This window comes from Vibrio alfacsensis (genome assembly GCF_019670485.1).
GTDB classification, from domain to species: Bacteria; Pseudomonadota; Gammaproteobacteria; order Enterobacterales; family Vibrionaceae; genus Vibrio; species Vibrio alfacsensis.
Genome location: NZ_AP024167.1, coordinates 25,459 through 48,637 on the forward strand (window position 1 = coordinate 25,459; position 23,179 = coordinate 48,637).

Annotated in this window: 22 protein-coding genes and 5 pseudogenes; 10 read left to right on the forward strand and 17 right to left on the reverse strand. The window is 40.6% G+C overall.

Annotated elements, in window-relative coordinates; genetic code table 11:
- Window positions 1–52: 52 nt before the first annotated feature.
- Window positions 53–820, forward strand: coding sequence for an AIM24 family protein (locus tag VA249_RS21580; RefSeq protein WP_176703854.1), 768 nt, complete (start codon window positions 53–55; stop codon window positions 818–820).
- A gap of 502 nt (window positions 821–1,322) precedes the next feature.
- Here VA249_RS21580 and VA249_RS21585 read toward each other — a convergent pair.
- The 5 genes from VA249_RS21585 to VA249_RS21605 form a co-directional block, all read right to left on the reverse strand.
- Window positions 1,323–3,539, reverse strand: coding sequence for a hypothetical protein (locus tag VA249_RS21585; protein ID WP_176703853.1), 2,217 nt, complete (start codon window positions 3,537–3,539; stop codon window positions 1,323–1,325).
- Window positions 3,540–4,260: 721 nt separating this feature from the next.
- Entirely contained in the window at window positions 4,261–4,686 is a 426-nt protein-coding gene (locus VA249_RS21590; protein WP_176703852.1) for a hypothetical protein, read from the reverse strand.
- A gap of 6 nt (window positions 4,687–4,692) precedes the next feature.
- Window positions 4,693–5,610, reverse strand: coding sequence for a hypothetical protein (locus VA249_RS21595; protein ID WP_176703851.1), 918 nt, complete (start codon window positions 5,608–5,610; stop codon window positions 4,693–4,695).
- A gap of 150 nt (window positions 5,611–5,760) precedes the next feature.
- A complete protein-coding gene (locus tag VA249_RS21600; RefSeq protein ID WP_176703850.1) occupies window positions 5,761–5,901 on the reverse strand; it encodes a hypothetical protein in 141 nt (46 codons plus the stop codon).
- Window positions 5,902–6,026: 125 nt separating this feature from the next.
- Window positions 6,027–6,287, reverse strand: coding sequence for a hypothetical protein (locus VA249_RS21605; protein ID WP_221072342.1), 261 nt, complete (start codon window positions 6,285–6,287; stop codon window positions 6,027–6,029).
- A gap of 482 nt (window positions 6,288–6,769) precedes the next feature.
- Here VA249_RS21605 and VA249_RS21610 point away from each other — a divergent pair.
- Together VA249_RS21610 and VA249_RS21615 are read left to right on the forward strand one after the other, a co-directional pair.
- Window positions 6,770–7,179 (forward strand): annotated as a pseudogene (locus tag VA249_RS21610) (methyl-accepting chemotaxis protein); the annotation flags it as partial.
- 349 nt (window positions 7,180–7,528) lie between these two features.
- Window positions 7,529–8,737, forward strand: a complete 1,209-nt coding sequence (locus VA249_RS21615; protein ID WP_032073033.1) for an IS4 family transposase — start codon at window positions 7,529–7,531, stop codon at window positions 8,735–8,737.
- A 14-nt stretch (window positions 8,738–8,751) separates the two neighbouring features.
- Here VA249_RS21615 and VA249_RS21620 read toward each other — a convergent pair.
- The 3 genes and pseudogenes from VA249_RS21620 to VA249_RS24355 all read right to left on the reverse strand — a co-directional run.
- Window positions 8,752–8,913: pseudogene (locus VA249_RS21620) on the reverse strand (cysteine-rich KTR domain-containing protein); the annotation flags it as partial.
- Window positions 8,914–9,031: 118 nt separating this feature from the next.
- The gene (tet(M), locus tag VA249_RS21625; protein WP_014386813.1) at window positions 9,032–10,951 is read right to left on the reverse strand and encodes a tetracycline resistance ribosomal protection protein Tet(M); all 1,920 of its coding nucleotides are present in this window, start codon (window positions 10,949–10,951) and stop codon (window positions 9,032–9,034) included.
- 15 nt (window positions 10,952–10,966) lie between these two features.
- Window positions 10,967–11,014 (reverse strand): annotated as a pseudogene (locus VA249_RS24355) (hypothetical protein); the annotation flags it as partial.
- 163 nt (window positions 11,015–11,177) lie between these two features.
- On the opposite strand from VA249_RS24355, the gene VA249_RS21635 reads away from it, so the two are divergent.
- On the forward strand, window positions 11,178–12,386 hold the full coding sequence (locus tag VA249_RS21635; RefSeq protein ID WP_001352368.1) for an IS4-like element ISVsa5 family transposase: 1,209 nt from the start codon (window positions 11,178–11,180) through the stop codon (window positions 12,384–12,386).
- Between the two features lie 30 nt (window positions 12,387–12,416).
- Here VA249_RS21635 and VA249_RS21640 read toward each other — a convergent pair.
- A pseudogene (locus VA249_RS21640) lies at window positions 12,417–12,812 on the reverse strand (helix-turn-helix domain-containing protein); the annotation flags it as partial.
- 87 nt (window positions 12,813–12,899) lie between these two features.
- On the opposite strand from VA249_RS21640, the gene tetC reads away from it, so the two are divergent.
- Window positions 12,900–13,493, forward strand: coding sequence for a tetracyline resistance-associated transcriptional repressor TetC (tetC, locus tag VA249_RS21645; protein WP_000428546.1), 594 nt, complete (start codon window positions 12,900–12,902; stop codon window positions 13,491–13,493).
- A gap of 112 nt (window positions 13,494–13,605) precedes the next feature.
- Here the strand turns inward: tetC and tet(B) are convergent, their stop codons facing one another.
- The gene (gene tet(B) / locus VA249_RS21650) at window positions 13,606–14,811 is read right to left on the reverse strand and encodes a tetracycline efflux MFS transporter Tet(B) (RefSeq protein ID WP_010446567.1); all 1,206 of its coding nucleotides are present in this window, start codon (window positions 14,809–14,811) and stop codon (window positions 13,606–13,608) included.
- A gap of 81 nt (window positions 14,812–14,892) precedes the next feature.
- Here tet(B) and tetR(B) point away from each other — a divergent pair, with 81 nt between their 5' ends.
- Window positions 14,893–15,516, forward strand: a complete 624-nt coding sequence (gene tetR(B), locus VA249_RS21655) for a tetracycline resistance transcriptional repressor TetR(B) (protein WP_000088605.1) — start codon at window positions 14,893–14,895, stop codon at window positions 15,514–15,516.
- Here tetR(B) and VA249_RS21660 read toward each other — a convergent pair.
- From VA249_RS21660 to VA249_RS21670, 3 genes are read right to left on the reverse strand one after another with little or no spacing between them, the layout of a single operon-like run.
- A complete protein-coding gene (locus tag VA249_RS21660; RefSeq protein WP_001284954.1) occupies window positions 15,494–16,180 on the reverse strand; it encodes an ArsR/SmtB family transcription factor in 687 nt (228 codons plus the stop codon). The genes tetR(B) and VA249_RS21660 overlap by 23 nt on opposite strands.
- 7 nt (window positions 16,181–16,187) lie before the next feature.
- Complete coding sequence (locus VA249_RS21665) at window positions 16,188–16,574, reverse strand: hypothetical protein (RefSeq protein WP_000460651.1); 387 nt, start codon at window positions 16,572–16,574, stop codon at window positions 16,188–16,190.
- Window positions 16,567–16,887, reverse strand: coding sequence for an antibiotic biosynthesis monooxygenase family protein (locus VA249_RS21670; protein WP_000562370.1), 321 nt, complete (start codon window positions 16,885–16,887; stop codon window positions 16,567–16,569). The genes VA249_RS21665 and VA249_RS21670 overlap by 8 nt, the downstream gene beginning before the upstream one ends.
- A gap of 443 nt (window positions 16,888–17,330) precedes the next feature.
- Here VA249_RS21670 and gltS point away from each other — a divergent pair.
- Window positions 17,331–18,371 (forward strand): annotated as a pseudogene (gene gltS / locus VA249_RS21675) (sodium/glutamate symporter); the annotation flags it as partial.
- 104 nt (window positions 18,372–18,475) lie between these two features.
- A complete protein-coding gene (locus VA249_RS21680) occupies window positions 18,476–19,684 on the forward strand; it encodes an IS4 family transposase (protein ID WP_032073033.1) in 1,209 nt (402 codons plus the stop codon).
- On the opposite strand, the gene VA249_RS21685 is transcribed toward VA249_RS21680, so the two are convergent.
- On the reverse strand, window positions 19,642–20,136 hold the full coding sequence (locus VA249_RS21685; RefSeq protein WP_176703847.1) for a hypothetical protein: 495 nt from the start codon (window positions 20,134–20,136) through the stop codon (window positions 19,642–19,644). The genes VA249_RS21680 and VA249_RS21685 overlap by 43 nt on opposite strands.
- Before the next feature lie 168 nt (window positions 20,137–20,304).
- Between VA249_RS21685 and VA249_RS21690 the strand changes: the two genes are divergently transcribed.
- Window positions 20,305–20,667, forward strand: a complete 363-nt coding sequence (locus VA249_RS21690; RefSeq protein WP_176703846.1) for a hypothetical protein — start codon at window positions 20,305–20,307, stop codon at window positions 20,665–20,667.
- A gap of 312 nt (window positions 20,668–20,979) precedes the next feature.
- Here VA249_RS21690 and VA249_RS21695 read toward each other — a convergent pair whose 3' ends face one another.
- From VA249_RS21695 to VA249_RS21705, 3 genes are read right to left on the reverse strand one after another with little or no spacing between them, the layout of a single operon-like run.
- Window positions 20,980–21,333 (reverse strand): hypothetical protein, encoded by a 354-nt coding sequence (locus tag VA249_RS21695; RefSeq protein WP_176703845.1) that lies wholly within the window; start codon window positions 21,331–21,333, stop codon window positions 20,980–20,982.
- 54 nt (window positions 21,334–21,387) lie between these two features.
- On the reverse strand, window positions 21,388–21,741 hold the full coding sequence (locus tag VA249_RS21700; protein ID WP_176703844.1) for a hypothetical protein: 354 nt from the start codon (window positions 21,739–21,741) through the stop codon (window positions 21,388–21,390).
- Window positions 21,741–22,400 (reverse strand): hypothetical protein, encoded by a 660-nt coding sequence (locus tag VA249_RS21705; RefSeq protein WP_176703843.1) that lies wholly within the window; start codon window positions 22,398–22,400, stop codon window positions 21,741–21,743. The genes VA249_RS21700 and VA249_RS21705 overlap by 1 nt, the downstream gene beginning before the upstream one ends.
- A gap of 353 nt (window positions 22,401–22,753) precedes the next feature.
- On the opposite strand from VA249_RS21705, the gene VA249_RS21710 reads away from it, so the two are divergent.
- Window positions 22,754–23,131: a hypothetical protein gene (locus VA249_RS21710; RefSeq protein ID WP_221072344.1), complete on the forward strand. Its 378-nt coding sequence runs from the start codon at window positions 22,754–22,756 to the stop codon at window positions 23,129–23,131.
- Window positions 23,132–23,179 lie beyond the last annotated feature (48 nt).

A 23,179-nucleotide genomic window follows, 5' to 3' on the forward strand; every position in this document is an offset into this window, starting at 1 on the left:
CCGCCAAAAGATTTTCGCTTATATAGTCGCCACCAACAATAGGAGTTATGTTATGAACAGGCAATGTGATGAACTGGATGCCTTTATCTTCGGTAGCGACATGCAGCTAGTAGAGATTGAGTTAGACAATGCCGAATGTGTAATCGCGGAAGCAGGCACGATGATATTCATCGAAGATGAAATCACCATGGAAGCCAAGTTTGGTGATGGCTCTAAAGCAAACTCAGGCTTCTTCAACAAACTGATGAGCGCAGGTAAACGTGCTTTGAGTGGTGAAACGTTATTCTTGACGCATTTCACCAACCAAGGTCACCAAAAGAGACGTGTGGGCTTTTCAGCATCAAACCCAGGTAAAGTCATCGAAATGGATTTATCCGAACTCGGGGGTCAGGTTATCTGTCAGAAAGATGCATTCTTATGCGCCGCGCATGGCACTGAGATTGGTATTGCGATGACAATGAAACTTGGTAATGGATTCTTCAACAACGGGTTCATCATGCAGCGCCTAACTGGAGATGGGCTTGCCATTTTGCAAGCTGGTGGGTATATCAGCAAGCGCACGATCCAACCTGGGGAGAAATTGCGCGTTGATAGCGGCTGTGTCGTGGCTTATACATCGAACATCTCGATGGATATCGAGCGCGCTGGTTCGGGTATTAAGTCAATGCTTTTTGGTGGCGAAGGACTGTTTCTTGCTACCCTGCAGGGCGAGGGTATTGTTTGGATTCAAAGCCTGCCGTTCTCGCGTTTTGCAGACAAAATCATCAGTCAGATCCCTAACAAGAGCTCAACGAGCCCAATAATCGAAATAGATGATTAGCACCATAATTGTCGGCTTCGGATTGCGTGAGACATTAGTAGCAGTTTTAACAACCGGAGCCGACCAACCATGTATCATATCTATCCGTTCACGATCAATATTGGCAGGGAATGCACAAACCATTGATTTCATTAATTATAAATTATCAACCAAATTTTTTGCTAAATCAAAACCAAGCCAAAACCCGCCATCTGTTCGCTGAGTCACTCCTAAACATCACGGCAGGACGGAGCGTTGATTAATCTCTGAAAAGCTCCATTATGGAGCTCCTTGTAATTATGATGTTTTGAATCGTCCTATGGTCGTATTCAAGTCATTTCAACGGTAAGAGTAAACGTGTCTTGAGCCAGAGAATCAATATTAAATCTCACCAGAGGCAGTCGCGTGATCGAGATTTCTTTCTAATGAGCTTCTTCATGGGCGTCATGCTTAAAGATCCCTACTCTGAACTGCCGAGCACCTTTGGTGTGGATATTGAAAAGCACAGGCTGTTTATACGTCGTTAGCGCGCATCTATCACTGAGTAGTGCTCACCAAAAATAGATTGTTTCGGGATATCTCGCTCGACTACCTTTCGCGCAAGATTTGCCCAACGTAGATAAGCTTGGAGCCGCGACACAAAAGCTTCTCCTGGCTTCTTCTGCAATCTAACCTTGAGATCATACTCAATGACTAAATCGTAAATGCGTTGGCGTAGAGCAACCATCTCTAGATCAGTAGTTAAACGAGCGATGACATTTTCTAGGTACTCCGCGTTTGCTTCGAGTGAGCGCTCATTGAGATGAAAGTGTTTAATTTGCTTTATTGAGATGTCTTGGGCCTGCATCAAAGCCCACCCTGCTCTTGCATCAAATTGAGTATGAGCAGCGATTTTTTGGGTGTAGCAGGTTTCACACTCAATTTTATGGGTATCACCATCTACCGTTTCAATTGGATCTTTACCACAGCCTGTGCATGACGCCACAAAGTCAAAATCTAGTGGTGAGTTAGAGCCATAGTCGTGATAGTCGTGATAGTCGCTCGCATAGTGCTTACTCTGTTTCAGCACTTCAAGCTCCTCAAGCAACGTATCAACTTCAGCTTTCGCCAAATTCCAACGCTCGCCGTATGACAACTCAGGAATTTCTGAATCAAGCACAACAGACTTGCCAATAACCATATAGTTTTTATTAAATTTGTAGTGCAAATCAGTAGGAACAGAGCTCGACACTTGCTTGAAAAACGTGCGATATGCGCCCTGCATCTCATCTTCGGTCAATTCATTAAACGGAAGATTCTCTGTCATGCCTTGTATTGCAAGCGTGAAAGCCTGCTTTAGACCGTATGTATTGAGGGAATACCGTCGATATATGGGACCGGATTTCTCATCAAAACCCACCAGTCCATGCAACCGCGCTCGTGTAGCTGAAACCCTTATCCTAATCCCAACAGTGCCAGTGTTCGGATCCGGTTTTTCTAGTAATTTCTGCTTCTGCAGTTCAACGTTATTTATCTTGTCTGAAAGCTCTTTTATATCCGGTATCACCAACGTCTCTAACGTCGGTAATTCAGAACTAAGCTCTGTCAGTAAAGATTGGGGGACTACTTGAACAAAATGAGACAGAAAGGTGTTATACAGACGATGACGCCCGTTCACTGGTGGGGTGATATTGAAAGCTTCGTGATGCGCGGAAAGTGCAGCGTAGAAACCTTTGAGAAGACCGTATTTATTTACTGAGAAATTTCGCACGGTATAACTGCCGTACTTATTTTTTCCGGTAATCCCTTGTATCACAACACTTTGTCGACGTTTATCAATAGTTGTAATAACGCCAGCCACACCAGTAGTAGGCTGAACTTTAGTCGTGCAACTCGTATCACATCCACTAACCGCGGCTGGATCATAGGTTTTCTCAGCAAACACCCGCAACAACGTGATGACATCTTGATAGATATCGAACTCATCAAGGAACGCAGACTTTGACACAGTAATAACGGGAGTACCAAGAACCGACGTAGATTGTGGGCTATCTTCTATCTTCACTCTGCTGCGATGATCGGTGTAGATTTCAATAAGGAACGCAAGAGCTTTGCGTATTTCAGATAACGCATTTAAGCGCTCTTCCTCCGTCACCTTTCTTGGTGCTAAAGATTTAAGAGTTTGTCGAGAGAGCTTTTCTCCTTTCTCCAGAGCTGACTGCCCAAGGTCGATCTGCAAGGCGTAGCCTGTAAGAACATCTTCTAAATCAAAAGCCCTAAGGTTAATTGACGTCGACAGTTCATTCTTCCTACCCTCGATCATCAATTTTGTTTTGATGGCCAAGGCTGGGCAACTCGTTTCCTTTCTGGGCTTGAGGCTTACAATACTCGTCCTGACCGTATTTCCAGCCTGAATTAAAGAAGTAACTTTTGATGGGGTCGGCGTTGATGGATGGTCTTCATGTGATGCATACATCGCTTTGATTGCTTTAACGGCAGCTTTAGCATAATCCGACTTTTGTTTGGATTCATGTTGAGATAACACCGAGAACGTACGATTTAATAATGCCTTACCTCCAACTAATCGCCTTGCCAAAAAAGCTTGTTGGTTTTCGCTAAAGGTAACTCCAATAGGTAACCACATCTCAAAACCATCTACTTTTCGACGCACGACTTGCAGACCAGTATTGAGCTCATGTCGCTCGACATTAGAACCTAATTCAGTGACAAATTTGGGCAAAAAAGGGTCGTAAAAATCCAAAATCGCTCTCTCATATATCCAATCCGTTGTATAGCAATAATGCTATACATAGGTCATGCAAACAAGTTTTTAAGATTCACAATACAAGACATGTCTTCAAAAAAGACCTCTGGCCTCATTATTGAGCCATGTTATCACTTCGCAATCAATTTGCGCTCACCTGTCTAGTTGTGAGTAAGAAGTGTTTTAACGAAACCGTCGATAAAAAACCAAACACGAAGTGTGCAGAAGCCAATGACAACCCACCTTTCGACCCAATCACTCGGCATTTCGCCAACGGGTTTATTCCACTGAATAGGGCTAACCACAGAATCTGAGAACTTTGGTGTGGGAAAATGAATTGCTCCATACTAGAAACCAACCTATCAACCCAAAAACGGTTCACACTGAACAAGGACTGTAAGGAAATTTAGGACCCGAAACGGGTTAAGTGAATGGAGTCAAAATGAAAAAGTACATACCGATTTTGTTGATGATAATCGTTTTGCAATAAACTAAGAAAGAGTTTCGGTTTTAAGCGAAATCATTTCGAAGAAATGGTTAGTTTTATGGAACGAACTTATTTTATAGTTGAACAATCCGTTCACTCTTGATTTTATTTATCTACGAGTGCCATGGATGGTATCAATATGAACAGAATCGACTTACGCACAACCACTTTGTGTGAAGCAGGATGCGCTAATTTTTGATCAGCATAGGGCATGTCCAGTTTGTCTGTTTTTTACTTCCGCTTAGCAATGACTTCACCAGTAATCGACTTTAACTTTGAGCTATCAAGATACTCCGTGGAAACTTTATACAATTTATTTTCGCCGTTAGTGAGTCTCTGAGTGTTCGTTAGCAAGCAATTAGCCAGTGTTTGGTTTAGGCGTTCCAATCCGTATTCTTTCTCAAATTTTTGCAATGCGAACGCCAAGATCCCCCTACTATCATCAGCAACAACTCTGTCTGGGTGCAGATCGATAACACGTCCATTCATGGAGTCGTCATGATCTGCCACGTCCGTTATTACCACCTTAATCTTTTTGTTGATATCAAGTATTACACCAGTACCGAACCTGTCCTCCCCCTCACCAATCGGAATAAGTAGGGTACATTGTTGGCCATGCTTTCTTGTTGGTGTTGTCGTAGACGATTCAATAGTCATAAAATCCTATGCCATGCTGTCCCAATCAAAATCCAATAATTGAACTTTGTTTGAGTGAGTAATTTGATAGTTTTGTCCTGATCTGAAACCAAGTAAATCATACATGAAAGAAACATCCGCCGGTTTAAAGGGTTCATTCCACACAATATGGTGTTGAAGTTGCACTCTACTAATTATGTGCTTATCAATAATACCGTCAGCAATTAGCTTATTAATTTCGGTTGGAGTGAGTGTACTCTCTTGATCACTAAAACCTAATTCTAGCAGCGCACCCTCCCCCAACTCACGTTCCAACTCATATACTGCATAGCCATATTGATGCTGACCTAACCATGACTGTCTAATATCACATGGTTCATCACACACTCTCTCTTTCAATGCTTGAGGATTCTTAACTGAAATAGCTTGGTAGCAGACATCAAAATCTGGATCATAAGCGCGAATCTGTGTCATATAACACTCCCTACTATCGTAATTTTGAAGTTGTCTATGAATTAGGCGAAGAAAGTCTTCACAAGCATACTCAGAGAAAAGGTTGTGCGTCGTAAAGTAGTCTTTACTAGGGTGTGACAGATAAGGGTAGACTTGAATGTTTTCTTTATCAGCAAAGCGGGAGGAAGCTCCTATGCTTTCATCCATATACGGCTCTAGAAGCGTAGTAATCCTATTTTTATAAGGGTTTAAATCTAGCCTAGATTGAACTGAGAGAGTGCTTTTTTCAGGGATATCATAATATCGTATCATTTTGGGCATTATGCTGCCAAACTGCTCTTGAAAATCGTTCTTAATCGAAACTGGATGAAGCGCCTGTATAGTCTTCTTTGTTTGGCCGTCAACACCATAAAGCCAGTTTTGCGGGTAGCTGCGTTCCATAATAAACTGAGCCAAACGTTGGCTACCCCATACGACAATTTGTACAAACATCTCGTGCTCCCCGACATTACTTAATAATTTACTGAATGAGTGTTGAGTGACCGACTAGATTCATCTGGCAGTTTGATTGGCTTAACAGAATCAACTGCTCCAGATTGTTAATTCTCGAACCGTATAGTTCAAAGAGATTTACTTCTACATTTACTCGAAGTGTGAAGTACCAAGTTCAATGGCTGATAATAGAGCAACTGATATACCAAGCTTCTCTTCCATATCAGTTAATGTTTCATCCAAATCAATTAGTACATTACAAAGAGCTATTTCAAGCGGCGTTCTAGCCATCTATTTGTATCCTCATTGTATCCTCACCTAAGTGTAAACTAAACCATAGTATCTATTGTTTTGACACTTCTAAAATTCTGATTTCATAGTTCGATTTTTCCAGATTAGCTGGAATTTATACCTCTTTAGTAAAGGATCACACGGTGCTTATCTGACAGATTCAAGATGCCATTAAAGACGGGATGCCTTTTTCGGTACAATGTTACAAGGAACGGACATTCAACTAGCATATAACTGATCGGATAGATGATGATAATCGAAAGAAAAACATCGATGACCGAGAATCCCACAACATTGACCAACTGATAGAACACCATTGCCATTCGCGCAAAAATAAGAACCAAACTTGATGAGAAGAAGTGGAACAAGCACAGAAGAAGAAACATAGCTCCTATCAGGATTGAGCTGAAGATAGGTAATGATAAATAGGAACTGGTTATCACCCATATAAGCGCAAACATAATACCAGCGCTCTTTTTTGCTATTAAACAATTCACAGTCTGCCTTACTTCTATCGTTTGCTTTAAACGCTTACTCTTGAGCCAATCTCTGTCCATATTTATCCTTTTTTCGATTTCAACCTCCGACCAAGACATGTAGTGGATTTCATCTCCGTCCTCCTGTTTGGACTGAGCTATATCCTCGTCCTCGCTCCAATCAACCATCCTAGAGCCGCGGTAAATGGCGTAAACGTGATCGGGCGATGTTGAGTCTTTTTCAGATGTTTTTCGTAAAGGAGCACTCTCACTTGAAATACTTTTCTTCCTACAGAACAAATCCTCTATCAAACGACGAGCGCCAATTCACAGTCTCGCTCGCTAAGGCTGATTAAAAGGTTGCGAGTTAACTGCTTGGTATTGTTCACTGATCAAACACCTTTGCACTGAATGCTGCGATTAAAGCTGCACGAGCTGGAGAGCAAGGACGGGATTCGCTGTAGTCGATGATGAGGGACGTACTCTTGCAAGTCGAAAACAAGAAAGTACTAAAGAGATTCACGCTGTTATTGAAAAACTGCATTGCGGCGCCCAAAGAGCTGTAACTGTAATGGAGCAGTCTATTAAAGGTTCACAGAGCACTACGGTAACCGCAAGCCAGGCTGAACAAACATTGGCGCTTATTGAATCCTCAATTCAAGACATGACAGACAAAACTGACATTATTGCTACGGCAGCCACTGAGCAATCTTCTGTTAGTTATGAAATCACTAACAATGTTCAATCCATTGCTAATGCTAGTAGTGAAGATTGTAGATTAAGCACGACTAAGCTTCATTGATATTGAAAGTCACACCCAAGCCCTTAGCCACCAAGCCAATCGATTTAAAGCTTAAAAATAGTGCTATATATCTAGAGCCTAACTACTGAATAAATTAGGCTCTGGATTGCTGTTATGAATAAGTAAGCACCACCCCAAGTCTTCTCAAGATATGGGCCTACACCAAGAATAAAAATTGATTTACTTAACTTCATTCTCTAGGAGGATGGGGATCACTGTATCTAGGTATTGAATAAATAGTGCTGAGGAATCCCCTAATGATTTTGATAAAAATCATAAATTTAAGGTAGATGCACATCTTGTCATGTGATCAAATGGTTCTGAGAAAAATCAATAACCAGACAACAAGATGTGCGAACTCGATATTTTACACGACTCTCTTTACCAATTCTGCCCTGAATTGCACTTAAAACGACTCAACAGTTTAACGCTGGCTTGCCACGCATTACTTGAATGTAAAACGCTCACTCTTACCGAACTTGGTCGTAACCTGCCAACGAAAGCCAGAACAAAACATAACATCAAACGAATCGACAGATTGTTAGGTAATCGTCACTTGCACAAAGAGCGACTCGCTGTATACCGTTGGCATGCCAGCTTTATCTGTTCAGGTAATTCGATGCCCATTGTTCTTGTTGACTGGTCTGATATTCGTGAGCAAAAACGGCTTATGGTATTGCGGGCTTCGGTGGCACTACATGGTCGTTCTATTACTCTTTATGAGAAAGCCTTTCCGCTTTCAGAGCAATGTTCAAAGAAGGCTCATGACCAATTTCTAGCCGACCTTGCAAGCATTCTACCGAGTAACACTACACCGCTCATTGTCAGTGATGCTGGCTTTAAAGTGCCATGGTATAAATCCGTTGAAAAGCTAGGTTGGTACTGGTTAAGTCGAGTCAGAGGGAAAGTGCAATATGCAGATTTAGGTGCGGAAAACTGGCAACCTATCAGCAACTTACATAGCATATCCTCAAGTCGCTCAAAGACTTTAGGCTATAAGAGGTTGACTAAGAGCAACCCAATTTCATGTCAAATTGCACTGTATAAATCACGTCCTAAAGGCCGAAAAAATCAGCGTTCGACACGGACTAATTGTCATCATCCGTCACCTAAAATCTACTCCGCTTCGACAAAAGAACCATGGGTTTTAGCGACTAACTTGCCCGTTGAAATCCGAACACCAAAGCAACTTGTTAGGCTCTACTCGAAGCGTATGCAAATTGAAGAAACCTTCCGAGACTTGAAAAGCCCAGCCTACGGTTTAGGCCTCCGTCATAGCCGAACTAGCAGCTCAGAGCGCTTTGATATCATGCTGCTAATCGCCCTAATGCTTCAACTGACATTTTGGCTTGCTGGAGTTCATGGTCAGAAACAAGGTTGGGATAAGCACTTCCAAGCTAACACTGTCAAAAATCGAAATGTACTCTCAACAGTGCGCTTAGGGATGGAAGTTTTGCGGCATTCTGGCTACACAATAACGAGGGAAGACTTGCTCGCGGCTGCAACCCTGCTTGCTCAAAATCTATTCAAACATGGTTGTGCTTTGGGGAAATTATGAGGGGATCCCTCAGGGCTCTGCGTCTTTGCGTCTGGCTCTGTAATCACAGTTACTTTGAACTGCTTTATTTCAATTAAATTTTCTTGTCTGCATTTCGGACAATAGAGGGGGAATTTTTTTAATTCAGTATCTTCCCTTATCTTTAATCGTGTTTTATTTCCACATACAGGACACAATATCCACTTGTAGTTTATAATAACTATCTCCTCCTTTACACTTTAATTCAAATCTTTATTAAAAAATATTTCATCTTATTTAACAAGAAACCATATTTATATAACAACATAAAATACACTAAGTTATTTTATTGAACATATATCGTACTTTATCTATCCGACTATTTGGACGACGGGGCTGGCAAACAGGTTCACCGGTAGTAACATGGTACCCTTTTAACTCTGTTAAACAAACACTACGTCCATTTGTAAAGGAAGTTAAATCACTACGATATTCTTGAATACACCGAGCAGGGATTTCTCCACTAAGAATGACCTCATTATTTTTCAATTGAGTGTCTACGATGTTCGCACAATATTTAGGAGCATCGTTGTATGCTCGTGAAAGATATTCCTGTGGCGCATAAATTTTAAAACTAAGATATGGCTCTAACAATTCTGTTCCAGCTTTTTTTAAGACTTGTTCCAATACAATAGGAGCAAGCATCCGAAAATCTGCTGGGGTACTAACAGGGCTATAGTATAAGCCATACTTAAAACAGATTTTACAGTCCGTCACATTCCAACCATACAATCCTTGTTCACAGCCATAGCGTATCCCCTCCATAACTGCATTTTGAAACGATTGATTTAAGTATCCAAGAGAAACCGAGCTCTCATACTGTACTCCGCTCCCTAATGGAAGCGGTGCTACAGATAGACCAATGGAAGCCCAGAAAGGATTCGGTGGAACTTCGATGTGAATGGTATACTCTGCTTTTTTTAACGGTCTTTCCATATAAATGACTGTAGGCTCTTTTATTTCTATCTCCACATGATACTTTTCTTGCAGCAGAGCACAAGTCACTTCCATTTGTACTTTCCCTAAGAAAGAAAGTATGATTTCATGTGTCGCAGAATCCACATAATATCGCAGAAGCGGGTCACTGTCGGAGATTTCTAAAAGTGCATCAAGTAACATTTCCCTTTGTTGAGGTTTGCTCGGTTCAACAGCCGTTTGCAGCAGAGGGAGGGGATTTTCAATTCTCTCTCTCTGTGGCAATAGCTTTGTATCTCCAAGAACACTATTTAACTTCAAAAACTCATTCTGCAAAATAACAATTTCCCCGGAATAAGCCTTATCGATTTTACATAATTCACCATTTATTGAAGTATACATTTCTGTAATTTTTATTTTTTCCTTTTCCGATATTCTAACCGAATCTCGCAAATGCAGTACGCCACTATAAAGACGTATATATGCAAGACGCTGTCTTTTTTCCGAATACTCAATTTTGAAAACTTTTCCGCAAAGTTCAGACTGACCTCGATGTGTTGATGAATAAAATTTATTCGTAATCACTTCTATAAGGTTATCAATCCCTATATTGTTTTTTGCACTTCCGTGATAAACAGGGAACAGGGAACAATTATGAAATCTTATGCTTTCCTCTTGTTCGAGTTCTAATGCTTCCAATAATTTCCCAGACGTATATTTCTCCAAAAGGTAATCATTTCCTTCTATTACCATATCCCATTGTTCAGATTCGGTAAAGTTCATTACACGCATATTAGGATGCAGTTCTACCTTCTGTTTGATTACAATTTCCGCAGAAAGTTTCTCTTTAATATCCTGATAAACCGTTGATAAATCAATTCCATTTTGGTCAATCTTATTGATAAAAAAGATTGTGGGAATACCTATTTTCCTAAGTGCATGAAACAATATACGAGTTTGTGCTTGTACGCCATCTTTTGCAGAAATCAGTAGAATTGCCCCATCTAATACTGATAATGAACGATATACTTCTGCTAAAAAATCCATATGTCCTGGCGTGTCTATGATGTTTATCTTAGTATTTTTCCACTGAAAAGAGGTTATCGCCGTCTGAATTGTAATTCCTCTCTGACGTTCTAAAAGCGTATTATCCGTTTTCGTTGTACCTCTGTCCACGCTTCCTAATTCTGTAATCGCTCCACTGTTATATAATAAGCTTTCTGTTAAGGTAGTTTTTCCCGCATCAACATGAGCTAAAACTCCAATATTAATAATTTTCATGTGATTTTCCTCCATTCAAAAGCCCAAAAGGGCATAAAAATCCCAGTGATAAATACTCTTATCACTGGGATTTTTATGCATAACCATAGGCATACAAAGCATACAAAGCATACAAAGCACTGATGAATCCCCTAATGATTTTTATCAAAATCATTAAGTTAAGGTAGATACACATCTTGTCATATGATCAAATGGTTTCGCCAAAAATCAATAATCAGACAACAAAATGTGCGAACTCGATATTTTACACGACTCTCTTTACCAATTCTGCCCCGAATTACACTTAAAACGACTCAACAGCTTAACGTTGGCTTGCCACGCCTTACTTGACTGTAAAACTCTCACTCTTACCGAACTTGGCCGTAACCTGCCAACCAAAGCGAGAACAAAACATAACATCAAACGAATCGACCGATTGTTAGGTAATCGTCACCTCCACAAAGAGCGACTCGCTGTATACCGTTGGCATGCTAGCTTTATCTGTTCGGGCAATACGATGCCCATTGTACTTGTTGACTGGTCTGATATCCGTGAGCAAAAACGGCTTATGGTATTGCGAGCTTCAGTCGCACTACACGGTCGTTCTGTTACTCTTTATGAGAAAGCGTTCCCGCTTTCAGAGCAATGTTCAAAGAAAGCTCATGACCAATTTCTAGCCGACCTTGCGAGCATTCTACCGAGTAACACCACACCGCTCATTGTCAGTGATGCTGGCTTTAAAGTGCCATGGTATAAATCCGTTGAGAAGCTGGGTTGGTACTGGTTAAGTCGAGTAAGAGGAAAAGTACAATATGCAGACCTAGGAGCGGAAAACTGGAAACCTATCAGCAACTTACATGATATGTCATCTAGTCACTCAAAGACTTTAGGCTATAAGAGGCTGACTAAAAGCAATCCAATCTCATGCCAAATTCTATTGTATAAATCTCGCTCTAAAGGCCGAAAAAATCAGCGCTCGACACGGACTCATTGTCACCACCCGTCACCTAAAATCTACTCAGCGTCGGCAAAGGAGCCATGGATTCTAGCAACTAACTTACCTGTTGAAATTCGAACACCCAAACAACTTGTTAATATCTATTCGAAGCGAATGCAGATTGAAGAAACCTTCCGAGACTTGAAAAGTCCTGCCTACGGACTAGGCCTACGCCATAGCCGAACGAGCAGCTCAGAGCGTTTTGATATCATGCTGCTAATCGCCCTGATGCTTCAACTAACATGTTGGCTTGCGGGCGTTCATGCTCAGAAACAAGGTTGGGACAAGCACTTCCAGGCTAACACAGTCAGAAATCGAAACGTACTCTCAACAGTTCGCTTAGGCATGGAAGTTTTGCGGCATTCTGGCTACACAATAACAAGGGAAGACTCACTCGTGGCTGCAACCCTGCTTACTCAAAATCTATTCACACATGGTTACGTTTTGGGGAAATTATGAGGGGATCTCTCAGTGCATTGCCTCCAATTCCCATAATTTATTACGCCGATAATAACTTGGTGTAACCTTAAAAATGTACTTAAATCGACGTGTAAAAGATTGTTGGGAATCAAATTGATATTTTAATGCGATCTCAAGGATAGTTTTTTTCGTCAACCTCAACTCAACAGCCGCTTTCGTCAAACGACGAGCACGAATATAGCTAGCCAGTGTGACCCCTGTTACTTTTTTGAACAGCCGCTGAAAATACCACTTGGTATAACCCGCTTTATTCGCCACATCATCAAGCAGTAAAGACTGATCTAAATTATGTTCAATCCATAATAGAACATCTTTGATAACCGTTGTATGAAACTGCTTATCATCATATCTTAATTGGATGTTATTAGCTTTATTTTGATAGCGAGAATGCTGTTCAATATACATAAAATAACCTAAATGTTCTTAAGATTGTCACGACCACATCATCATGATACCATAAACATACTGACGGTATGTTATTTTAAATCTATCATGGAAAATAAAAATCATCAACAAGAAAATTTTAAGAGTACCTATCAATCACTGGTTAACTCAGCACGAATATTGTTTGTTGAAAAAGGCTATCAAGCTGTTTCAATAGATGAGATCTCGGGAAAAGCGTTGGTGACCAAAGGTGCCTTTTATCATCACTTTAAAAATAAAAAACAATTACTCAGTGCCTGTTATAAGCAGCAATTAATTATGATTGATGCCTACATCACAACAAAAACTGATTTAACAAATGGTTGGTCTGCCTTAGAAAGTATATTTGAACATTATCTTGATTATATTATTGATAATAATAAAAACCTTATCCCTATCCAAGAAGTGATGCCTATCATTGGTTGGAATGAACTTGAAAAAATTAGCCTTGAATACATTACTGGTAAGGTAAACGCCATTGTCAGCAAATTGATCCAAGAGAACCAACTTAAAGCTTATGATGATGATGTGCTTAAAAACTTACTCAATGGCTGGTTTATGCATATCGCAATACATGCGAAAAACCTAAAAGAGCTTGCCGATAAAAAAGGCCAATTTATTGCTATTTACCGCGGCTTTTTATTGAGCTTGAAAGATAAATAAAATAGATAGGTTTTATTTGAAGCTAAATCTTCTTTATCGTAAAAAATGCCCTCTTGGGTTATCAAGAGGGTCATTATATTTCGCGGAATAACATCATTTGGTGACGAAATAACTAAGCACTTGTCTCCTGTTTACTCCCCTGAGCTTGAGGGGTTAACATGAAGGTCATCGATAGCAGGATAATAATACAGTAAAACGCTAAACCAATAATCCAAATCCAGCCATCCCAAATTGGTAGTGAATGATTATAAATAACAGCAAACAGTAATGGGCCAATAACACCGGTTGCATTGTTAAGGCTCACCAATAATCCCTGTAAAGCACCTTGCTGATGACTCTTTGTTTGGATAGACATCACTCCCTGTAATGCAGGTAAAGCGATCCCACCACCAGCCAATAAAATTAAAACAGGGAAAACTAACCAACCTTCAGATATAAACGCTAAAAAGGCAAATGCACTACTATCTGCAATAAATCCGAGCAGTACTGCCGTTTTTTCGCCCCATTTAGTGGCTATTCTTCCTGCCACAAAGGCTTGGAATACTGAGTGTAAAAGACCAAGACCCGCTAATGAAAAGCCAACCATCATGCTATTCCATCCAAAACGATTTTCGGTAAATAGCACCCACACCGTTGCGGGAATTTGGCCTATCAATTGCGCTGAAAAATAAATAATCAACAAAATGGGCATCGTTTTAAATAAAGTGATGTATACCGAATTCGATTGCGTCTCAACCCCTACTTCGGTATCTGTATTATCACGTGTATTTTTGGTTTCACGGAACCAAAACATAACCACAAGGAAAGTGACAATATTTAGCAACGCAGCGATAAAAAAGGGACTATGCGGTGAAATCTCTCCTGCAAAACCACCAATAATAGGCCCCGCTATTAAACCAAGCCCAAAACTTGCCCCTAACCAACCGAACCACTTCACGCGTTGAGAAGCTGAGGTGGTATCGGCAATGACCGATGCCGCGACAGCCCCAGTAGCTCCTGTGATCCCTGAAAGCAAACGGCCTAAATACAGCATCCAAAGCGCACTTGAAAAAGCCAGCAATAAGTAATCCAGCGATGCGCCTATTAATGACAACAACAGCACTGGGCGCCGACCAAATCGGTCAGACATTTTTCCAAGCCAAGGAGCAAAGATAACCTGCATTAACGCATAAAGTGCAAGCAATACGCCAAAGTGGTTAGCGATATCTTCCGAAGCAATAAATTCACGTAATAACGTTGGCAAGACTGGCATGATAAGGCCAATCCCCATGGCATCGAGTAACGTAATTACCAATGCGATCTTTGTCGAACTATTCATTTCACTTTTCTCTATCACTGATAGGGAGTGGTAAAATAACTCTATCAATGATAGAGTGTCAACAAAAATTAGGAATTAATGATGTCTAGATTAGATAAAAGTAAAGTGATTAACAGCGCATTAGAGCTGCTTAATGAGGTCGGAATCGAAGGTTTAACAACCCGTAAACTCGCCCAGAAGCTAGGTGTAGAGCAGCCTACATTGTATTGGCATGTAAAAAATAAGCGGGCTTTGCTCGACGCCTTAGCCATTGAGATGTTAGATAGGCACCATACTCACTTTTGCCCTTTAGAAGGGGAAAGCTGGCAAGATTTTTTACGTAATAACGCTAAAAGTTTTAGATGTGCTTTACTAAGTCATCGCGATGGAGCAAAAGTACATTTAGGTACACGGCCTACAGAAAAACAGTATGAAACTCTCGAAAATCAATTAGCCTTTTTATGCCAACAAGGTTTTTCACTAGAGAATGCATTATATGCACTCAGCGCTGTGGGGCATTTTACTTTAGGTTGCGTATTGGAAGATCAAGAGCATCAAGTCGCTAAAGAAGAAAGGGAAACACCTACTACTGATAGTATGCCGCCATTATTACGACAAGCTATCGAATTATTTGATCACCAAGGTGCAGAGCCAGCCTTCTTATTCGGCCTTGAATTGATCATATGCGGATTAGAAAAACAACTTAAATGTGAAAGTGGGTCTTAAAAGCAGCATAACCTTTTTCCGTGATGGTAACTTCACGGTAACCAAGATGTCGAGTTAACCACCCTTTAGATTCATAAAGCGAAAATAATGCGGCTCCAACGTACCCACCTAAATGGAAACGGCGTTCACTCCAATCTAAACACGCACAACAGATTTTACGTGAATGTTTGGAAGGAACGTCAATTCCCATTTCATGAAAATATTGAATACCACTTAATGTGATCATTGAACCATTTTCAGTGATCCATTGCTGTTGACAAAGGGAATCATAGATCTTAACGGCAACTTCGCCAGCTAAATGATCATAGCAAGTACGTGCTTTTCGTAAATGCACTGGCGTGGAAACTTTGGCATGTACGCCATGGTTTAAGGAGATCCCCATCATACTTTCCATCAATTCAGCAATATCTTTTCCTGCTAGCCGAAAATAACGATGCTTGCCTTGAGCTACTACTGTGATTAGCTGGCAATCTAATAATTTAGATAAATGACTGCTCGCCGTTGAAGCTGATATATTCGCCACAGAACTTAGCTCAGTGGCCGTCCAAGCTCGCCCATCCATCAAAGCACTGAGTATTTTAACTCGTGAAATGTCAGACATAGCCGCCCCTATCGCGGCTATTGAGGACTCAAAGGTAACCTCTTTTCGTATTAAATTAGCCATCGCAAGTTCACTTTATTGCCCAAGGGAGCGTAACAGATGCAGCCATACTATCATTGTCCGTTATTAATATCAGTTGGTTAGCATGGTCACTGTATTGCACTAAAATATTAATGTTATTCTCCGCCAATACTCGTGCTATTTCGCCAAGTTCCCCCGGTTTTTCCTGTTTTAACTTACGAATTAATGGTGTCCGGATCGCAAGTACTAACAGTCCAGCTTGCTCTAGCGCTATTTTAGCTTCCTTTCCTTGTTCAACAAGAAAATGAGCATGGCATTCATCACCAACCGTAAATATCCCTCCCCCTTCCAATCCAATACCTTTATTACCTAATGTTTTTCCTAGTAATGCTAATTGTCCTATTTGATTATCTAAAACAACGTGAACATCAAACATTATCCTTGTCCTTTTTAAATGAATATTCGCGAGTAATATGAGCAATACTAATTTTGTAAAAATCAAATATTGACTCTCGCCCTTCTTGTTGAGCTTTCGCATGTAAAACATGATTTTTCCATTGCAGAACTGCGTATTCGTTTTCCCACCAAGATAGCGATAACATTTTTCCTTCTGTAGCTAGACTTTGAAAACGTTCAATTGAAATAAAACCAGCTACATGACTTAATAGTGGTCTTAACTCCTCAGCTAAAGTCAAATAGCGAGTTTGTTGGTCGGGTTGTATTTGCACCTCAAATATTACAGCAATCATATTTTTCTCCGTTATTAATCAACAAACAGAGTAATCCACCCGAAAATTAACACTTCGATAAGCAACGAAATATAGAAAGGTCATGCTGCTGTTTTATGTTGTATATCACACTTCTTTAAATTGCTCGGCCTGCGCTTATCATGTTCTCTTTCTCTTATAATTTTGTTTATTATTTATACTTTTTTATTTTTTGCTATCACCGAAAATAGTGCGGATCCCGCATGGTATTTAGGTTTACCCATCATTAAATACCATTGTTGTTATTTTAATCTTTTTAATATTTCATGATTAAGATCACACTAAAATTATGACCCTATTAACTAAAAGTTATGGATACCCTAATAAAACTCATTGTTAAAGATTAGTTAACCAAAGTAACTTCATTTTTCACTATTGTTAAATTGTTATAGTGAAAATTCTGGTAAACTAATAGAGGTAAAAAAATGATCCTAGATGCCAGTTATACATTATTAGTCGCATGTATCGCGCTACTCATAGGAATGTTTGTCGTAAAATTTACCCCGTTCCTACAAAAAAACCACATACCAGAAGCCGTCGTTGGTGGCTTTATTGTTGCAATTGTTCTGTTAATTATTGATAAAACATCAGGTTATTCGTTTACTTTTGATGCTTCATTGCAAAGTTTATTAATGCTCACATTCTTTTCCTCTATCGGGCTAAGTTCTGACTTTTCTCGACTGATTAAAGGAGGAAAGCCGTTAGTTCTATTAACTATTGCAGTAACGATCCTAATCGCCATTCAAAATACTGTCGGCATGAGTATGGCTGTCATGATGAATGAAAGTCCATTTATTGGCTTAATTGCAGGTTCAATTACTCTAACAGGTGGTCATGGTAATGCCGGAGCATGGGGCCCTATTCTCGCTGATAAATATGGTGTAACAGGCGCCGTTGAATTAGCGATGGCTTGTGCAACACTTGGATTAGTGTTGGGTGGTTTAGTTGGCGGCCCTGTTGCCCGTCATCTTTTGAAAAAGGTCTCTATTCCTAAAACAACCGAGCAAGAGCGCGACACTATCGTTGAAGCTTTTGAGCAACCAAGCGTCAAAAGAAAAATCAATGCAAATAACGTTATTGAAACCATTTCAATGCTGATTATCTGTATTGTTGTTGGTGGCTATATCAGTGCATTGTTTAAAGATACTTTTCTGCAACTGCCTACTTTTGTCTGGTGTTTATTTGTCGGTATTATTATCCGTAATACACTGACTCATGTATTTAAACACGAAGTGTTTGAGCCGACCGTCGATGTATTAGGTAGCGTTGCTTTATCGCTTTTCTTGGCAATGGCGTTAATGTCATTAAAATTTGGTCAATTGGCAAGCATGGCAGGGCCAGTATTAATTATCATTGCTGTACAAACTGTTGTCATGGTGCTATTTGCCTGCTTTATCACCTTCAAAATGATGGGCAAAGATTATGATGCTGTCGTGATCAGCGCGGGTCACTGTGGCTTTGGTCTGAGGAATCCCCTAATGATTTTGATAAAAATCATAAATTTAAGGTAGATGCACATCTTGTCATGTGATCAAATGGTTCTGAGAAAAATCAATAACCAGACAACAAGATGTGCGAACTCGATATTTTACACGACTCTCTTTACCAATTCTGCCCTGAATTGCACTTAAAACGACTCAACAGTTTAACGCTGGCTTGCCACGCATTACTTGAATGTAAAACGCTCACTCTTACCGAACTTGGTCGTAACCTGCCAACGAAAGCCAGAACAAAACATAACATCAAACGAATCGACAGATTGTTAGGTAATCGTCACTTGCACAAAGAGCGACTCGCTGTATACCGTTGGCATGCCAGCTTTATCTGTTCAGGTAATTCGATGCCCATTGTTCTTGTTGACTGGTCTGATATTCGTGAGCAAAAACGGCTTATGGTATTGCGGGCTTCGGTGGCACTACATGGTCGTTCTATTACTCTTTATGAGAAAGCCTTTCCGCTTTCAGAGCAATGTTCAAAGAAGGCTCATGACCAATTTCTAGCCGACCTTGCAAGCATTCTACCGAGTAACACTACACCGCTCATTGTCAGTGATGCTGGCTTTAAAGTGCCATGGTATAAATCCGTTGAAAAGCTAGGTTGGTACTGGTTAAGTCGAGTCAGAGGGAAAGTGCAATATGCAGATTTAGGTGCGGAAAACTGGCAACCTATCAGCAACTTACATAGCATATCCTCAAGTCGCTCAAAGACTTTAGGCTATAAGAGGTTGACTAAGAGCAACCCAATTTCATGTCAAATTGCACTGTATAAATCACGTCCTAAAGGCCGAAAAAATCAGCGTTCGACACGGACTAATTGTCATCATCCGTCACCTAAAATCTACTCCGCTTCGACAAAAGAACCATGGGTTTTAGCGACTAACTTGCCCGTTGAAATCCGAACACCAAAGCAACTTGTTAGGCTCTACTCGAAGCGTATGCAAATTGAAGAAACCTTCCGAGACTTGAAAAGCCCAGCCTACGGTTTAGGCCTCCGTCATAGCCGAACTAGCAGCTCAGAGCGCTTTGATATCATGCTGCTAATCGCCCTAATGCTTCAACTGACATTTTGGCTTGCTGGAGTTCATGGTCAGAAACAAGGTTGGGATAAGCACTTCCAAGCTAACACTGTCAAAAATCGAAATGTACTCTCAACAGTGCGCTTAGGGATGGAAGTTTTGCGGCATTCTGGCTACACAATAACGAGGGAAGACTTGCTCGCGGCTGCAACCCTGCTTGCTCAAAATCTATTCAAACATGGTTGTGCTTTGGGGAAATTATGAGGGGATCCCTCAGTAAATAGTGTTGCTTCAGTTACGGATAAATCGATTGATATTCCGTTTATCATTTTAGCTGTATAGAAGTCATTATCGATTTCAGGATCATCGTACTTAAGTTCGACCCTAACTAAATTTAAATAGAACTCTCCCACTTCAAAGTAAGGATAAACATCAAAAGGTTCTTCGATATATGGCTGTAGTTTGCCTAGTACGCTACCTGTCTCAAAACGGTCAATAGACGTTTTCGCTGTAATGAGTTGCTTCACAGCTTCAATTAATAATTTTAGAACATGTAATTCAGCTGATGAAGCAATGTAACTCTCACTCTTAATGACATCACCTCCAACAATAACGCTTTTAATCGTAACAGATGCCATTGCGTCATCAACATCATAGGTAACAGAGATTGATGTCTGCATTTTATCTTTGCTGCTATGAGAGGATGTAACTTCCATACTAATCACCTACCTGTTCGCGCTACCGTGGCGTTTTCTTTAGCGATTATAGTAAAACCGCATTACCTCTTCTTTCGATGTTACCAGTACATAAATCGGTGACTGGTTTATCTCCACCAGATAAAAATGGTTTCGCTTATAAATTCACACACTACGGAGAACTTAATAATGAAACCATTTACCCCTTTACTATTAACAGTACTATTTTGCTGTACCGCGCAGGCAAAAATCATTACCCAGCCCAAAGAAAGGATCATTGATGACGCAACATCATTCGCGGAGATTGTTTGTGGCGATGTCAGAAGCAAAGGCAAACACAAATACGTACGATACCAATTTGAGAGAGCTCAGTTTCCTGATGTGTTTCTCGACAATCTAGAGAGGGAGTTTGGCAACCATTTCGAAAACCTTGAGCGCCACAACAATAGCATCGTTGTTGTTAACCAAAGCTTACGAGGAAAAGTTTCTGAACCAGATCTAACACAGTGTAAGTCAGACGTTTTGCTATTCACGCTGCAAAACGTGCTGTAAAGGTAAGCTTATGAGTAGCCGAATCACAGCAATCTAATTAAAACCATCTACTTTTCGACGCACGACTCGCAGACCAGTATTGAGCTCATGTCGCTCGACATTAGAAACTAATTCAGTGACAAAAAAACGGTTCACACTGAACAAGGACTGTAAGGAAATTTAGGACCCGAAACGGGTTAAGTGAATAGAGTCAAAATGAAAAAGTACATACCGATTTTGTTGATGATAATCGTTTTGCAATAAACTAAGAAAGAGTTTCGCTTTCAAAGAGATAAGCCGCAATTGACGCGGCGTATAACCCCTATTTAACGATCACTTGGAACAACTTTTAAGATATAAGCGATGCAGTGACTCGTCATAAGCGTAGTTTTCTGGCAGGTCACCGCTGCCATCTTTGTGTAGAACACCAAAAAGATAGCCCGTCACAAAGAAATCGACGTCACGAATTAGACCCACGTTCTCCAAACGTTGGGCCACGACCTGAATGGTCTTGAGATCTTTAACAAGTGAAACAGCCACTAATCCTCCCGATCGCTCCAAACAATCGTACTCCTGAGATAGCTTCATCATCTGATTAAAGTACGCCCGCATCTCTGGCGTGTCTTTGAAAATAAGACCGTAATTTTTGGGGATTCTCACGCCCAGCTTTATTGTCGTCATACCCATTGCCGCATCCTTTTGTTGAAGTGTCACAACCAATAAGCGAAACCGCATCTACGTTTAAGCAAAAAAGTTTTTCCGGCGCTCCAACTCAATTGCAACTTCAAGTTTTAGATCCTTTATGACTTCTTCCCTATTAGGAAAATTCAGGATAGTGATAACCATTAAATGAAGACCACCCATTAAGAAGCAAATCGGAAGAAAATGAGTGAAGATTGAGGTCGGCAGATCCATCCAAAAAATAATGCCTAACCATAGAAAGTGAACCTGGAAGATACCGCTTACCCACTTTTTGGCTTTAGCGATGAGGTTGTCTTTAAGATGATTCCACTTTTTCTCCAGTGCTTTTTCTATCATTTCGTCGGTAATGATAAATTCCATCAACTGACTGAAAGTGAGGTGCTCTAATTTCATCAATTCCCCTCCTCAAACAAAAACGGTTCGTTGCTAAACATCGTTATAGAGAGGACGCCTTTCAAAATTGAGTTTCTCGTTTGGCATTCTCCAATCATAGGAATGATATGCTCTTCATATGGGAAATATTCAGGAAAGACTAATAGCGCTTCATCTTCACTTACTTTGCGTTTGAAAACAGCGTGAGTGTTAAGGCTTAGGTATGGCTGATATACCAAAGGGGGTGATTGAATCGTTCCGTCAAACATCATCAAATGACAACGTCTGAACAAATAATACAGCCATTGGTTAGGCGCACGCTCTAAAGCAAAATCCTTGTTTAAACTCGGAAGAATATTAGCCAACACTTCTGATTCGTTCGCTTCAAGCATCTGACGAACAAGGGCACGATGTGAAATTAGATTTTGGTACCATTCGTTCAATTCAAGCTGCAAGCGGCTTTGGGTTACTGTTACTTCGTCATGGATTACAACAATAGCCATTAACCCCTTTGAAGATGTCATATATAGCGGCGTCATTGCGACCTCATAGCGAGTAATGCCATAGCGACCGAGGAAACATTCAACTGCTTTGCTAATCCCTCGAAACATGACAATAAACTGCTCTGTGATCACATTCATTGCACCAGTTGCCGCTGTAAGCTCTAAATGTACTTGCATGAATTTATCCTTTTCATCTTGCGCCTTATGGAACTAATAAGCGAAAAATGAAAATGGATAATTGCGTAAAGTACTGATGAAGAGAGAGGATTACGTGGCGCCGTTAACAGCCGCGAATAGTATCGCTAAAAGTCAGTATCTCTCTGGTTTATAAAGTCAAAGACAATCACACCGAGATTCTGAAGTTACTCGCACGCTTTTTTATAAATTGTTCAATGATTTAGCAGCTTACGTTTGCACACATAACCACCAATCAAAAAAATATCGAAAGCTCACTCAAGTTGGCGCAGACAGAAATTGTCGGCTTGATGGGTGATGCGACACTGTTATAAACACAGTGGAGGAATGACCCAATGAGCCGAGCAATTCGACATTTAATGCACAATCCAAACGCTTTAATGCGCTTTCATCAAACGGGTGAAATGCCAAGACCGAGAGATGCCCCTGCATCACCATTGCGTGAACTGCTAGATAGAATACCACCTAGATACCATCCTTTGTTTCGAGGTATCGTTCTATCACCAAAGTTGGGGTTTAGTCGCCCTGTTCAGTTCCAGACAGCTTCGCAGCTATATCGTTGGCTAGGCCACAATCAAAAGTTGTTTGGCAACGAATCTTTGCCCTACATGTCCCACCAGATTCGCAGTTTTCGTGAACGTCTCACCGTAGACGACTTGATAGCGCATTGCGCTTCAACTCCTCCGCAAAGCGTTATTGACCAACTCAACTAGCAATCATCCCGATGCATCAAAGTGTGTATCGGTTTGCCCACATCGACC

Excerpts from the sequence above, each read along its gene's own strand:
- VA249_RS21665 (WP_000460651.1), bottom strand. The coding sequence starts at position 16,574 with ATGTTTGATGTTCACGTTGTTTTAGATAATCAAATAGGACAATTAGCA.
- VA249_RS21590 (WP_176703852.1), bottom strand. The coding sequence starts at position 4,686 with ATGACTATTGAATCGTCTACGACAACACCAACAAGAAAGCATGGCCAA.
- VA249_RS21680 (WP_032073033.1), top strand. The coding sequence starts at position 18,476 with ATGTGCGAACTCGATATTTTACACGACTCTCTTTACCAATTCTGCCCT.
- VA249_RS21695 (WP_176703845.1), bottom strand. The coding sequence starts at position 21,333 with ATGGGTATGACGACAATAAAGCTGGGCGTGAGAATCCCCAAAAATTAC.
- VA249_RS21635 (WP_001352368.1), top strand. The coding sequence starts at position 11,178 with ATGTGCGAACTCGATATTTTACACGACTCTCTTTACCAATTCTGCCCC.
- tetC (WP_000428546.1), top strand. The coding sequence starts at position 12,900 with ATGGAAAATAAAAATCATCAACAAGAAAATTTTAAGAGTACCTATCAA.
- VA249_RS21605 (WP_221072342.1), bottom strand. The coding sequence starts at position 6,287 with ATGTTTCTTCTTCTGTGCTTGTTCCACTTCTTCTCATCAAGTTTGGTT.
- VA249_RS21580 (WP_176703854.1), top strand. The coding sequence starts at position 53 with ATGAACAGGCAATGTGATGAACTGGATGCCTTTATCTTCGGTAGCGAC.
- VA249_RS21660 (WP_001284954.1), bottom strand. The coding sequence starts at position 16,180 with ATGGCTAATTTAATACGAAAAGAGGTTACCTTTGAGTCCTCAATAGCC.
- VA249_RS21615 (WP_032073033.1), top strand. The coding sequence starts at position 7,529 with ATGTGCGAACTCGATATTTTACACGACTCTCTTTACCAATTCTGCCCT.
- VA249_RS21685 (WP_176703847.1), bottom strand. The coding sequence starts at position 20,136 with ATGGAAGTTACATCCTCTCATAGCAGCAAAGATAAAATGCAGACATCA.
- VA249_RS21690 (WP_176703846.1), top strand. The coding sequence starts at position 20,305 with ATGAAACCATTTACCCCTTTACTATTAACAGTACTATTTTGCTGTACC.
- VA249_RS21595 (WP_176703851.1), bottom strand. The coding sequence starts at position 5,610 with ATGTTTGTACAAATTGTCGTATGGGGTAGCCAACGTTTGGCTCAGTTT.
- VA249_RS21600 (WP_176703850.1), bottom strand. The coding sequence starts at position 5,901 with ATGGCTAGAACGCCGCTTGAAATAGCTCTTTGTAATGTACTAATTGAT.
- VA249_RS21700 (WP_176703844.1), bottom strand. The coding sequence starts at position 21,741 with ATGAAATTAGAGCACCTCACTTTCAGTCAGTTGATGGAATTTATCATT.
- VA249_RS21670 (WP_000562370.1), bottom strand. The coding sequence starts at position 16,887 with ATGATTGCTGTAATATTTGAGGTGCAAATACAACCCGACCAACAAACT.
- VA249_RS21710 (WP_221072344.1), top strand. The coding sequence starts at position 22,754 with ATGAGCCGAGCAATTCGACATTTAATGCACAATCCAAACGCTTTAATG.
- VA249_RS21705 (WP_176703843.1), bottom strand. The coding sequence starts at position 22,400 with ATGCAAGTACATTTAGAGCTTACAGCGGCAACTGGTGCAATGAATGTG.